The 13,720-nt window shown below is 47.5% G+C and carries 12 protein-coding genes; all 12 read right to left on the bottom strand.

Annotation, left to right across the window (positions count from 1 at the left end; all coding sequences use genetic code 11):
* Positions 1-19: 19 nt before the first annotated feature.
* Positions 20-1,318, bottom strand: coding sequence for a methionine gamma-lyase family protein (locus tag HMPREF0240_RS14655; RefSeq protein WP_009004203.1), 1,299 nt, complete (start codon positions 1,316-1,318; stop codon positions 20-22).
* Between the two features lie 10 nt (positions 1,319-1,328).
* Positions 1,329-2,288: a tRNA (adenosine(37)-N6)-dimethylallyltransferase MiaA gene (miaA, locus tag HMPREF0240_RS14650; protein ID WP_009004202.1), complete on the bottom strand. Its 960-nt coding sequence runs from the start codon at positions 2,286-2,288 to the stop codon at positions 1,329-1,331.
* Entirely contained in the window at positions 2,289-4,520 is a 2,232-nt protein-coding gene (mutL, locus tag HMPREF0240_RS14645; protein WP_009004201.1) for a DNA mismatch repair endonuclease MutL, read from the bottom strand.
* A gap of 85 nt (positions 4,521-4,605) precedes the next feature.
* Positions 4,606-7,239, bottom strand: coding sequence for a DNA mismatch repair protein MutS (gene mutS / locus HMPREF0240_RS14640; protein ID WP_035313578.1), 2,634 nt, complete (start codon positions 7,237-7,239; stop codon positions 4,606-4,608).
* A 182-nt stretch (positions 7,240-7,421) separates the two neighbouring features.
* Complete coding sequence (locus HMPREF0240_RS14635; protein WP_009004199.1) at positions 7,422-7,838, bottom strand: hypothetical protein; 417 nt, start codon at positions 7,836-7,838, stop codon at positions 7,422-7,424.
* A 170-nt stretch (positions 7,839-8,008) separates the two neighbouring features.
* Positions 8,009-9,454 (bottom strand): tRNA (N6-isopentenyl adenosine(37)-C2)-methylthiotransferase MiaB, encoded by a 1,446-nt coding sequence (gene miaB / locus HMPREF0240_RS14630; protein ID WP_009004198.1) that lies wholly within the window; start codon positions 9,452-9,454, stop codon positions 8,009-8,011.
* A 37-nt stretch (positions 9,455-9,491) separates the two neighbouring features.
* Positions 9,492-9,674 carry a DUF4250 domain-containing protein gene (locus HMPREF0240_RS14625; RefSeq protein ID WP_009004197.1) on the bottom strand — a complete coding sequence of 61 codons (183 nt, stop codon included), beginning with the start codon at positions 9,672-9,674 and terminating at the stop codon, positions 9,492-9,494.
* Entirely contained in the window at positions 9,668-10,267 is a 600-nt protein-coding gene (locus tag HMPREF0240_RS14620) for a 5-formyltetrahydrofolate cyclo-ligase (protein ID WP_035313577.1), read from the bottom strand. The genes HMPREF0240_RS14625 and HMPREF0240_RS14620 overlap by 7 nt, the downstream gene beginning before the upstream one ends.
* Positions 10,245-10,466, bottom strand: coding sequence for a DUF896 domain-containing protein (locus HMPREF0240_RS14615; protein WP_009004195.1), 222 nt, complete (start codon positions 10,464-10,466; stop codon positions 10,245-10,247). Before HMPREF0240_RS14615 ends, HMPREF0240_RS14620 begins: the two co-directional genes overlap by 23 nt.
* Before the next feature lie 128 nt (positions 10,467-10,594).
* Positions 10,595-10,957: a hypothetical protein gene (locus HMPREF0240_RS14610; protein WP_009004194.1), complete on the bottom strand. Its 363-nt coding sequence runs from the start codon at positions 10,955-10,957 to the stop codon at positions 10,595-10,597.
* Between the two features lie 111 nt (positions 10,958-11,068).
* A complete protein-coding gene (locus HMPREF0240_RS14605; protein ID WP_009004193.1) occupies positions 11,069-12,742 on the bottom strand; it encodes a polysaccharide biosynthesis protein in 1,674 nt (557 codons plus the stop codon).
* 21 nt (positions 12,743-12,763) lie between these two features.
* Positions 12,764-13,249: an rRNA maturation RNase YbeY gene (ybeY, locus tag HMPREF0240_RS14600; RefSeq protein ID WP_347462626.1), complete on the bottom strand. Its 486-nt coding sequence runs from the start codon at positions 13,247-13,249 to the stop codon at positions 12,764-12,766.
* Positions 13,250-13,720 lie beyond the last annotated feature (471 nt).

Here is a 13,720-nt window from a genome sequence, read left to right as displayed (position 1 = left end):
TTATTTTTACTGCCATCTGTTACAGCAATGATTCGATTGATATGACACCCGCGTCGACCATGCTCTGAAGTGATTTCAGAATGCCTAGCTTGGCATGGGGCCAGGTAAGCCCTCCCTGAAAATAGACTGCATAGGGGGGCTTAATGGGGCCGTCCGCGCTCAGTTCGATGGACGAACCCTGAACGAAAGCGCCTGCCGCCATGATGACATCACTGTCATATCCGGGCATAGCCCACGGCTCCGGGGTAACATAGCTGTCAACTGGCGCAGCAGCCTGGATGCCTTTGCAGAACGCAACTACGCCCTCCGGAGTGCCCAGTTCTACCGCCTGAATGATATCATGCCTGCTTTCCCGGCTGTCCGGTACGACGCCAAAGCCCAGTTTTTCATAGAGGCTGGCCGCAAATACGGCTCCTTTGACGGCGCTGCAGACTACGGTAGGCGCCAGGAAAAAGCCCTGGTAAAAGCTCTGCATCACGCCCAGGGAAGCGCCGACTTCCTTGCCCAGCCCCGGAGATGTCAGGCGATAGGCACAGTTTTCGATCAGTTCCTCTTTTCCGGCGATGTATCCGCCAATGGGGGCCAGTCCGCCGCCAGGATTTTTGATCAGGGAACCGACAATCATGTCTGCTCCCACATCGCTGGGCTCCACTGTCTCTACAAATTCTCCGTAGCAGTTGTCCACCATGCAGATCACATCCGGTCTGATACTTTTTATGAAGGCGATCAGCTCTCCGATCTTGCCGACGGAATAGCTGGGACGTGTCTGATAGCCTTTGGAGCGCTGTATGGTAACCAGCTTTGTTTTTTCGTTCAGCGCTTCTTTGATTGCAGGATAGTCAAAGTATCCATCTTCCAGAAGCTCGACCTGACGGTAAGTGATTCCATATTCTGCCAGAGATCCTTTGGACTCACGGATTCCAATCACTTCTTCCAGCGTATCATATGGTTTTCCAACGGGAGAAAGCAGTTCATCACCGGGACGCAGGTTGGCTGCCAGGGCCAGGGCCAGGGCATGGGTCCCACAGGTGATCTGGGGTCGCACCAACGCTGCTTCTGTGTGGAAAGCACTGGCATATACTGCTTCCAGGGTATCCCTGCCCTGGTCGTTATATCCGTATCCGCTGGCATACTGGAAGCAGCCCTCATTGACACGGTTTTCCTGCATCGCATGGAGAACCTTCAGCTGATTGTATTCCGCGGTTTTCTCAAATTCACGGAAACGGGAAGCAAGCTCCTCTTCTGCCCGCTGTCCGAATTCATAAACTTCTTTTTTGATTCCTAATTCTTTATAGATCTGATTCATTTCTAAACTCATACTGCTATCCTCATTTATCTTCTTTGTTATATATATTCCGCTTACCCAGCTCCTCCAGCATCTGCGCGAGAAGGCGTTCTTCATCATAATCAAAGTCCTGTTTATTCAGCCAGATCACATCCCGTTCTCTTTTGAACCAGGTAATCTGTCTCTTGGCAAAATGACGGGTATCTCTTTTGATCCTATAAACCGCCTCTTCCAGTGTTATTTCGTGATCCAGATATGCCATGATTTCTTTATAACCAAGCCCCTGCATGGAGACTTGGTTCCGGCCGAGGCCATGGGATTTTAACGCCTTTACCTCTTCTACAAGCCCTTCTTCCATCATCAGGTCTACCCGGCGGTCAATCCGCTCATACAGCTTCGCCCGGTCATCGCATAGGACAAAATAGACACAATTGTACGGGGATTCTTTTTTCCGCTCTTCTGCATTGTGATCGGAAATCCGTTTTCCGGTCTGCTGATAGAATTCCAGGGCACGTATTACACGTTTTACGTTGTTTTCATGGATCTCATCTGCTGATTTGGGATCCGCCTCTCTGAGCATTTTGTGCAGACAGGCGGCGCCCTGTTCATCGGCCAGCTGTTCCAGATATTCTCTGTACCGGGTATCCCGTTCGTTTTCTGTGAAGTCAATATCGTACAACACGGACTGGATATAGAATCCAGTGCCGCCTACAATGATGGGGATATGTCCTCTTTCATAGATTCCCTTCATGGCTTCTTTTGCCATCTGCTGGAAGCACACCACATGAAAATCATCTTCCGGATCCAGTACATCCACAAGATGATGCGGGACACCGTCCATCTCATCAGGCTTGATTTTTGCGGATCCGATGTCCATATGCCGGTATACCTGCATGGAGTCGGCGGATATAATTTCCCCGCCCACTGCTTTTGCAAGTCCGATGGACGCTTTTGTTTTTCCTGCGGCAGTGGGGCCGGTCAGAATAATTAATGGCTGTTTCATTTATATGATCCTCTTGAATTTCTTTTCCAGTTCCCGTTTTGTCATGGCTATGATGGTGGGCCGGCCATGCGGGCAGTGATAGGGGTTATCCAGCTCCAGAAGCTCCCCGATCAGCGTGTCGACCTCCATGGCGGACAGGCGGTTGTTGCCTTTTACTGCGGCCTTGCAGGACATGGATGCCACCTTTTCATCGATCAGCTCCGGCGTCATGGAAGTAGTGATTCCATCTGTCAGTCCGTCCAGCATCTCCAGGAGCAATTCTTTCTTTGCAATGCCGAACAGATTATCCGGTATCGCGCGGACAGCATATTCATCCCCGCCAAATGGCTCGATTTCAAATCCGATTCTCTGGAAACGGTCCATGTGCTCATTCAGAAGCTCTGTCTCCTGCATGGACAGGCTCAGGATGATGGGCGGGCTCAGATACTGGGAGGTGAATTCCCTGTTTTTCATGCCTTTGAGCGTGCGTTCATACAGAACCCTCTCATGGGCGGCATGCTGGTCAATGATATAGAGGCTGTCCTGAAACTGGACAAGCCAGTAAGTATCGAATACCTGGCCGATGAGCTTGTATTCCGCCTTTACCTCACGCTTCAGCAGCTTCTCATCAAAGAGATTCAGCTGTTCAGTCTTTCCTGCCAGTTCTGAAAGTGATGCGTCATTTTCCGGATTTTTTGAATCCCCGTATATTTCCTTGTCTTCTGAAAGCCGGGAAGGGATGGAGAGGCCTGGGGATATATTTTCTTCTCCCGCTGAGGGGGCAGCGTTTTCTTTTTCTATAGAATTATAATTCTGCAAACCTGGTACTGACATGTTCCGGAGATTTTCACTTGCTTCTTCAGTTTTTGCAGGATCGAAAACCGTTTTGGATTCCCGGATCATTTCTGCAGGGCGCTCCTCCAAACCGGTCTTGGGCTGTTCGTCTGCTCTGCGGCTTTCTGCCGCTTCCCGGATCCGTACGGTCTGTTCATCCGGCCGGTAGATCTGCCCGGCATCCGCGACCTCCGCCGAAGAAGCGCGGTTGTGGTAAGAAAGAACCCTTTCGCGCATCTTTTTAAGGAAATAGTCCTCGTTTTTCTCCTGGGGTTCTTCCTCTGCTGTCTCATTCTTTATAGCGGGTACGGAGGCTTCTTTCATCGGTTCTGCACCGGCTTTGGCCCTGGGTTTTAGCAGAAAAGGGCTTCCTGCCGGGGGGGCTACCTTTTCACCGGGAGGTTCGGGAACATCCACAACCGGGATCAGCTCCGGTTCCAGAAGTGTTCTGTGAACACCTTCATATACCGTGTTATAGACCTCCTGCTGTTTCTGGAAACGCAATTCCATCTTGGTAGGATGGACATTTACATCTATATCTTCTCCATTAATATGGAAATGTAATACAACAAAGGGAAATTTATGCTGCATGACAAAGTCACGGTATGCATCCTCGATGGCTTTTGAAATCATAGAACTCTTCACATACCGCCCATTTATGAAAAAGTTTTCAAAGTTACGGTTGCCGCGGCTGATGGTCGGTTTTCCAAGATAACCGGTAATGCGGATCCCGCCCTTCTCGTAATCCATATCAATCAGATTGGCGGCCACTTCACGTCCATAGATGCTGTAGATGACATCCTTCAGGCGCCCGTTTCCGGATGTTCTCAGTTTTTCCTGCCCGTTGTTGATGAACTGGAAAGACACTTCCGGATGGGAAAGCGCCAGGCGCATCAGCAGGTCCTGGATATGCCCTGCCTCGGTCATCGGTGTTTTCAGGAATTTTCTTCTGGCCGGAACATTATAGAACAGCTGACGGATCAGGAAGGTCGTTCCGTCCGGAGCCCCTGTATCTTCCAGAGACTGTTCCTTTCCCCCTTCAATCAAATAGCGGGTTCCAAAAGTATCCTCTCTTGTCTTAGTGATTAGTTCCACCTGCGTAACCGCAGCAATACTTGACAGTGCCTCACCGCGGAATCCCAGTGATTCGATATGTGACAGGTCTTCGACAGCCCGGATCTTACTCGTAGAATGCCTGAGAAAAGCATTCGGAACATCCTCCCGAACTATCCCGCTGCCGTTGTCCGTAATACGGATAAAAGAAATGCCGCCCTCCTGAATCTCCACCACAACAGCAGTGGCCCGGGCATCAATGGCATTCTCCACCAGTTCCTTTACAATAGAGGCCGGGCGTTCAATCACTTCCCCGGCAGCGATCTTATCAATTGTAATCTGATCCAATACCTGAATATGTGGCATAGTTTCTCTCCTTCTCCGCCATAGGGGTCTGACCCTTCTGCAAAGGGGTCTGACCCCTTTGCAAGAGGGTCAGACCCCTTTGCCTTTACCAGCGGTTTTTCAGTTTGTTCTGCAGTCTGTATATTGCATTCAGTGCATCAATCGGTGTCAGATTCCCGACATCGATGTTTTTTAATTCCTCCAGTACGTCCCCGTCTTTCACCGTGTCAAACAGAGACATCTGTGCGATGTCAACCTCATCATACTTTTTGACTTTGGGTTTCTTTTTTGTCTCGTGTTCTTTGACGGCAATTTCGCTGACTCTCGTAGTGATGTCCTCGTCACTGAGTTCTTCAACAATTTCTTTTGCCCTGTCGATGACGATATCCGGCACTCCGGCGAGTTTGGCCACCTGGATTCCATAGCTCTTATCTGCTCCGCCCTTGACGATCTTGCGCAGGAAGACGATGTCGTCCCCCTTTTCTTTTACTGCTATACAATAATTGTTTACGTTTTCAATCTTGCCTTCCAGTTCAGTCAGCTCATGGTAATGGGTTGCGAACAGTGTTTTTGCTCCCAGCAGGTGTGTGTCGGAGATATACTCTACTACCGCCCAGGCGATGGAAAGACCATCAAATGTGCTGGTTCCTCTTCCGATCTCATCCAGGATGAGAAGACTTTTGCTTGTGGCATTGCGCAGAATATTGGCAACCTCTGTCATCTCTACCATGAAGGTACTCTGCCCGGAAGCCAGGTCGTCGGAAGCACCCACCCTTGTAAATATTCTGTCCACCAGTCCGATATTGGCGTTTGATGCAGGCACATAAGAACCCAGCTGCGCCATCAGGACAATCAGTGCGGCCTGCCGCATATACGTTGATTTTCCGGCCATATTCGGTCCCGTGATTATGGAAATCCTCTGTTTTTTATCGTCCAGATATGTATCATTTGAAATAAACATATCATTTGGGATCATCTTTTCAACAACCGGGTGGCGGCCATCCTTAATATCGATGATTCCCTTTTCGTTAATCTTAGGGCGCACGTAATTATTGCGCTCGGCTACCAGTGCTATGGAAGCAAATACATCCAGCGCTGCAATGGCTTTGGCTGTTTTCTGGATACGCTCCACTTCTCCTGCTATTGTATCACGAACTGTGCTGTACAGCTCATATTCCAGCGCATAGAGCTTGTCCTCAGCGCCCAGAATGGTATCTTCCAGCTCTTTGAGCTCCGGCGTAATATAGCGCTCCGCATTGGCAAGCGTCTGTTTTCTTGTATAATAATCCGGCACAAGATCTTTGTAGGAGTTGGTGACTTCCAGATAGTAGCCAAATACTTTGTTATATTTGATCTTGAGATTTTTAATACCGGATTTTTCCCGTTCCTCCTCTTCCAGCTTCGCAAGCCACTGTTTTCCGTCTGACTTGGCATGCCTCAGGGTATCGACTTCCTCACTGTAGCCGTCCCGGATGATGCCTCCCTCTTTCATGGCAAGCGGCGGATCATCTATGACCGCATCCTTGATTAAAGTGCATAAATCTTCCAATGTATCCAGATCGTCCCGGACTCCGCAAAGGAGCGGGGACTGCATCTCTTCGAGTATGTATTTTACATGCGGCAGCATCTCCAGTGAGCTGCACAGCGCCGTTAAATCCCTTGGATTGGCAGAACCGTAAGTGATCCTTGTGATCAGGCGTTCCAGATCATAGACCGGAGTCAGATATTCACGGATCTCCTCACGTGAAATTGCGTTGCCTTTCAGTTCTTCCACCGCATCCAGCCGTCTCAGAATTTCCTCTTTTTCAATCAGAGGCTGCTCCACATACTTCCGTAGCGTTCTTGCTCCCATCGCCGTCTTTGTCTTGTCCAGCACCCAGAGCAGCGACCCTCTCTTCTGCTTCTCACGGAGTGTCTCACAGAGTTCCAGGTTCCTTCTGGTAGAACTGTCCAGCATCATATACTTACCGGTTGTATACGGGGTAATATGCGTCAGGTGGGACAGGTTGTTTTTTTGGGTTTCCAACAGATACTGAAGCAGAGCACCGGCACTGATAATGCCGCAGTCATAGTCTTCCAGGCCGAGTCCCGCAAAGGACGATACATGAAAATGCTCCAGCAGCTTCTGGCGGCAGATTGCATCGTCAAAATACCAGGCATCCAGAGAATATATGGCAATCCCCAGACGGTTTCTAAGGTCATCCAGATCCATTCCGCTCATATAAAAAGATTCATTGCATATGATCTCAGAAGGCATAAACTTATAAAGCTCATCCATCAATTTCATACTGTCGGGGATTTCGGTCACAAAATAATCGCCGGTCGTTATATCTGCGATGGATAAACCGTACCGGTCCGCTATGTATACGATGCACATCAGATAATTGTTCTTCGTCTCATCCAGAGCCTGTGGAGCCAGATTGGTTCCCGGGGTTACAATGCGCACGACATCCCGCTTTACCAGCCCTTTTGCCTGCTTCGGATCCTCCATCTGTTCACAGATCGCAACCTTGTAGCCGCGTTCCACCAGTTTGTTCAGGTAATTGTCTACGGCGTGATAAGGGACACCGCACATGGGTGCCCGCTCCTCCAGCCCGCAGCTCTTGCCTGTCAGCGTGATTTCCAGTTCTCTGGATACCGTAATCGCATCCTCAAAAAACATTTCATAAAAATCGCCTAATCTATAAAATAATATACAGTCCGGATATTGTTTCTTTGTCTCCATATACTGCTGCATCATTGGTGTTAATTCTGGCACGTTTCTACTTCCTTTCGCTTACAAAATTTCCATTATAGTATACCATTTTTTAAAAAGTTGTGAAAGAGAATTTTTCTCAAAGAACCGGCACAGGTTTGTGAAATGTTACTGTACACACCCCTGCGGGGGTGCACGGCACGGTCTGAACAATAATTGTGAAATTATTACAGCACGTGGAAATGCGGCTTCACCTCTCCGTATAACCAGTACAGTAAATATGCCGCAAGGAAAATACCAAAGACACTCAGACCGGAAAACAGGATTGTAAAAGGCGCACAGATCTGTCCGAACAGCTGAAACGGCTGATCCGAATAATCCCACACATTCCAGTGCAGCCATTTATTGACAATAATTCCGGTTATAAATTCTCCTGCCGTCACAAACAGCACACAGCGGACCAGCTGTATCCAAAGCGGATCCTGCCATTTTACCCAGAGCCCCTGCTGGCCGAAGAAGACAAGGCACAGTCCGCCCAGCATGAACATGGACCAGTGGGAGAAGCCTCTGAATAGCATTTCAAATGTATAATAAATTGTTCCGCCCAGTGTCCAGAGCACCAGGTATTCGCTCACTTTTTTCACAGAAAAAACGTCCTCCTATATATCCATTCATATATAGTCTGGACGTTTTTTATTGAATTATAGTTGGTATATATTTCTTATCTTTCAGGCAAAATGCGCACTGCTGTATTAATAGCGGGACACATAGTGAAGCCGCCTCAGGCACAGATCCTGCAGGCACTGATTTTTGCCTAAAGCATCTCACCGATATAATAAAATCCACGGCATTCCTTGAGGTGTACACTTACAATCTTCCCGACCAGACTCTCATCCCCAGGAAAATGAACGAGAAGATTATTACTCATTCTTCCTGTTACCAGTGCCGGATCATGATCGTTGATCGTTTCAACCAGTACATCCTGAGTCGTATCCGTGTATACACTGCAAACTTCTCCTGATATACTCTGTACTTCTTTTAAAAGGCGGTCGAAGCGGTCCTTCACAACATCCTCCGGCACCTGATCTTCCATAACCGCAGCCGGTGTTCCAGTCCGTTTGGAATAGATAAAGGTAAAGGCACTGTCATAGCGCACTTTTCTGACAATATCCAGTGTCTCCTGGAAATCCTCTTCTGTTTCACCCGGAAAGCCCACGATAATATCCGTAGTCAGGGAAATATCAGGCACCGATGCGCGTATTTTCCCGACAAGCTCCAGATAATGTTCTTTTGTATAGCGGCGGTTCATCTTCTCCAGAATCCGGCTGCTTCCGGACTGGATCGGCAGATGGAGATGCCTGCATATTTTTTCAGATCTCCCCATAACTTCAATCAGCTCATCGGAAAGATCCTTCGGATGGGAGGTCATAAAACGGATCCGTCTCAGGCCTTCTATTTTTTCAATCTCCTGGAGAAGCTGCGCAAAACTCATGGGCTGCTCCAGAGTCTTCCCGTAAGAGTTTACATTCTGTCCAAGAAGCATAACCTCTATAACGCCATCGGCCACCAGTTCCTCAATCTCCCGGATGATATCCAGGGGATTACGGCTTCGTTCCCGTCCTCTCACATAGGGGACAATACAGTAGCTGCAGAAATTGTTGCATCCAAACATGATATTAACTCCGGATTTGAAGGCATATTTTCTTTCCGCAGGCAGATCCTCTACAATCTTATCTGTATCTTTCCATATATCAATGACCATACGCCCGGATTCCAGACGTGTTGTTATCAGCTCCGCAAATTTGTAAATATTGTGTGTGCCAAAAATCAGATCCACGAACCGATAGCTCTTCTTCAGCTTTTCCACTACTTCCGGCTCCTGCATCATACAGCCGCAGAGGCCGATCAGCATATGGGGGTTCTTTTTCTTAACGCGGTTCAGCTGGCCGAGTCGTCCATAGACTCTCTGGTTTGCATTTTCGCGGACAGTACAGGTATTGTAAATCACAAAATCTGCTTTTTCTTCGTCCGTCTCCTCCTGGTAACCAATCTGCTCCAGGATACCGACGAGCTTCTCAGAGTCCCTCGCATTCATCTGGCACCCAAATGTGACAACGCAAAAAGTCAGCGGATGTCCGGCTTTTTCGGCCTGCTCCCTGACGTATTCTCGTGCCCTGGCTATATAGTAATACTGCCTTTCCGGCTCCCCGGCTGGCGGTTCTTTCGATAAATCTATTTTTGAATAATCAATCGTTTTCATATGTAAAATTCCTTTACTTGTGCTGCATAATTGTCAATCAGACGAACTGATTTCTCCCGGCATCATATTCATAATCTATTATTTTCAGCTTCCCGGCCAGCTCTTCTGCGGATATGGCCATATCATCACATAGCTCATCCAGTGATTTGTAGTAATCCCTGAGTTTTGTGTTGATGACGCTCAGCAAAATAACCGGGTCGCCCGGAAGTCCTGTCAGCATGTATAGATCTCCTTTTCTGTTATGATTATTTCCGGACGGATGTCATGCTCCTCGGAAGGAACCATGTCCAGGCACTGCATTTCATAGGCAAGTGCCACACGCCGGTATCCGGGATGCTTTTTCAGATAGGTGTCATAAAAGCCTTTCCCGTAACCAATCCGGCCGCCATGTCTGTCAAAAGCCACGCCCGGCATAATCACCAGGACATGCTTACCGGAGGCTTTTCTCACTTTAGGCGGCTCAAGAATGCCATAGTATCCCTCTGCCAGTTCATCCATGCTGTCAATATAGTAAAATTCCATTTCATGAAATGTTCCCGTCCGCCCCTCTGATTCCGGTTTTTTTGGTGAGTTATCCACAAGAATTTTCGGGACCGCAACCTTTTTCCCCATTTTCCGGGAGTATTCCACCAGTGCGTTTGTGGCGACTTCTTCCCCAAAAGAAACATAACAGTAAATCTCCTCTGCCTGCATGTATAAGGGGTGTTCAACAACGGCAGAAAAGATTTTATCACTCCAGGCCTGTCTCACTTCAGTAGGGAGCCCGGCCCGTTCCTTTTTTATCCTTGTCCTAATTTCCCTTTTTGTTTCCAAATTTCTCACCCAGATTCACGACAGTTCCGTCTTTTTCTTCAATATCAATTCTGTCAAGCTGGCTTCGAAGATTCTGTCTGAAAGAGTCCACATATTCCTGGCGCAGTATTTTCTGCTCCTTTTTTTCAGACTCCGTGAGCCCCTCAGCCTTTGATTTTCTGTATAATTCATTAATTCGCTTAATCTTTTGTTCGTCCATTTGTTTCTCCTTTTGCAGACCAGTTTATACCCAAAGGGCACCCCGTAATTCATGCCCTGCGGGCGGGTCTGCGGCTTAGCCGCAGATCAAAGTATATATTACACTATTTGACAGCTTTCGTCTACTTGTCAGCTTGAATAATTTTCTAAAAATCCGTATAGCGCCTGCTCTGTCTCAATTAATTTGCCTTCTTTAACTTCATCCTGCAGATCTTCTGGCAAGTTTGAAAGGGGGATGCTTGTCACTTCATAAATTGTAGTTTTATCATTGAGATATACAACAATATATCCGTGAAGCTCGCATATATAATACCCTTCGTTTTTCGTGGCACTTCCCTTGGTCGTGATGCTTTCTGTTTTCTGCTCCGGAATTTCAGCCTTGGCTTGCTGCTTGTCCAGCATATACTTGTAGCTGAGCTGATAGCCAATCCCCAGCATGGAAACAAGCAGAAAAACTCCTGCAAAAAAGCCAATACAGTATTTCATTTTCATAAGGACCGACTCCTTTTTTCATACAGTATTGGCTTTTTTTATTGTTCTATACAGCTTTCCGAAAATTTTCCCTTCACTTTTCAAATTTTTTCAGACTTTTGGCTTTTTCATCTATCGCTCGCTGTTTGGAAGCAGGTGCAGTCTCATGCATACCCGAAGGATTTTTCGTCCCTGTGGCAGATCCCGGATATCTTCCGGCGAAAGTGCACCCAGCTTTAATATGCTGACGGCATATACAACAACTGCAACTAAAATAGAAAGTATCGTCGGAATGCGTCCGCCGATCAGCAGATCCAGAACCAGATGCACAGCATAGGTTACAACTCCCATGATCACCGCGGCAAGAAGCGGCTTCACATAAGTCTTTTCTACTTCCTGTCTGTGTCCGTTCGCTTTGTGGATTGCCCTGAGGTTCAGGATGCACATGCACAAAGCGAATACAATGTTGCTGCCTACAAGTGCATAGATGTTCCATTTGAATACAATCAGCATAATCAGCAGGGAAACTATATGTATTACCAGTGAGATCCCAGCGTTCTTCGCCGGTACGGATATCTTATCCAGACCCTGCAGAATGGAGTTGGTTACTGTTGACAGACAGTAAAACACGAGTGTAATGGCACCGACAGCAAGAAGCAGCGCAGGTGTCCGGCTGGAATCTCCAAAAAGAAGAACCATGATCGGCGATGCCAGTACAACAAAGCCTACAAAGCATGGAATTGCTATGAGCATAGTATAACGGATAGACTGGTTGATCTTGTGATGAATCTGCGGGCGGTCATTTCTGGCTACCGCTCCAGTCATGCTCGGTATAACAGAGGCTGCCAGTCCATTGGCCATGGCAAGCGGGACGCTGATCAGTGTATTATATTTTCCCGAATAAATACCCAGGAGTGCCATATATTTTTCTTCGGTAAATCCCTGTGCAGCCATAATTTTATTGAATATAGTCATATCCAGCAGCTGATTAATATTGTAAATCGCGGTACTGAAGATAACGGGAACAAGTGTCATAAGCAGAATCTTAAGGATCCGTCCGTAACTTTCCTGCCGACGTGTCTTGTCTGTACGCACCTGCCGGCGTATGACTCCACGATAAACAAAAAGGGCAAACAGCAGGAAAAATAGAGCAAAGAGTGCTCCCGCAATCGTACCAATTGTTCCTCCGGCAGCGCCGTAAGCCGGTCCCATCAGATCATTATTCTGCTTCACTGCCGCTTTCATCCCGATTCCAAACAGAATACTTGCGCCTACCAGACTGACTACTGCATTGACGATCTGTTCAATGACCTGCGACACGGCGGTCGGCACCATCGTCCCAAGTCCCTGAAAATATCCGCGAAGTACACCCAGAATGGATACAATAAAAATCCCGGGTGCCAGAACTTTCAGCGCATATGCGCTGAGCGGGGATTCCATGATATGTGTGGAGATCAGGTCCGCGCCAAAGAAAATTACGATGGCGAATATAGCCCCTATAGCAACCGAAAATACAAGGGAGCATATAAATACGCGGAACGCATTCCGCCTCTGCCTCATAGCCATCCTCGCGGAAACAAGCTTTGAAACTACGGTCGGAAGACTTAAGGAAGAAAGTAGCAGGGCCAGCGCATAGACCTCAAACGCATAACTGTAAAATCCATTTCCTTCGTCTCCCAGAATATTCGTCAGGGGAATTCTGTATACAACACCGATGATTTTCGTAATAACTCCGGCTATAGCGAGGATAGCACCCTGCATTAGAAAATCATCTTTTTTTCTTCTTTGCTTATGTGGTTCAGCCATAAGTTCCCTCCGTTTACTTTGCTAACGTAATATCTGAATATTTTCAAGAATATCATTCTGCTTCTGCTCCATGAGAAGGCGTTCCTCTTCCTCCATATGGTCATATCCAAATAAATGCAGCATACTATGGGCAATCAGAAAAGCGTACTCTCTGCGCGGAGAATGTCCATAAGCTTCAGCCTGTGCAAGAACCTTATTTTTTGATATGACGATATCCCCCAGCATAAGTTCCCCTGATTCCGGATTAAAACAGTCCTGGGATTGCTCTTCCATCGCAGAAAAATCCCCCGGAACCTGATATTCAAGCATGGGAAAAGACAGCACGTCCGTTGCTTTGTCAATCTGACGGAACATCTGGTTCATATCCCTGATATCCTCATCCGAAGTCAGCAGCAGATTGATCTCGGCCTCATACGGACACCCTTCATACTCCAGCGCGGCCTCAATCACAAGATTTGCTGTTTCTTCCGTATCGAAAGGCAGACTCGGCCCGCCTTCCTCTTCCATATATAAACTCATGATCGTCTCCTTTTCTTACATTATACCGGTTTTATTCTATATTTCCATTTCTTTACATACAAACTCCAGCCTATTATACACCTCATCTCAGTCCCTTGTAAAGTTGCTTTTTTCACAAAGATACCTCCACCTGTTACAATTCATAGTCTGGCATTTCCCTTAAAACGTGAATAAGCTCACGAGCTTTAGCCTCGGGAGCGGATGGGGGGCACCAGATACACATATCCAATCCCATCCGCTCCCCCGGTCCAGGATCCCATCAGTATAACGAGTTCTTCCCTACCGGCCGGATGAACCAGCTTACCGGGAGCCGGGACGGACTGTGAAAAGCACCTGTCCTGTTGGAAATGCTTTTAGCGAGCATAGCGGCAGTTAGAGGAAATCCGCGAAATCAGTCAGAAAAAAGCTGCTTCCGAAGCAGCTTTTTAAAACGCCTGAGGCGTTTAATCATCAGATTAA

Origin of the sequence: Clostridium sp. D5 (genome assembly GCF_000190355.1) — a bacterium.
Taxonomy (GTDB): domain Bacteria; phylum Bacillota; class Clostridia; order Lachnospirales; family Lachnospiraceae; genus Faecalicatena; species Faecalicatena fissicatena_A.
The sequence above is the reverse complement of the archived record's forward strand: the minus strand, read 5'-3'. Positions and strand labels throughout refer to the sequence as shown.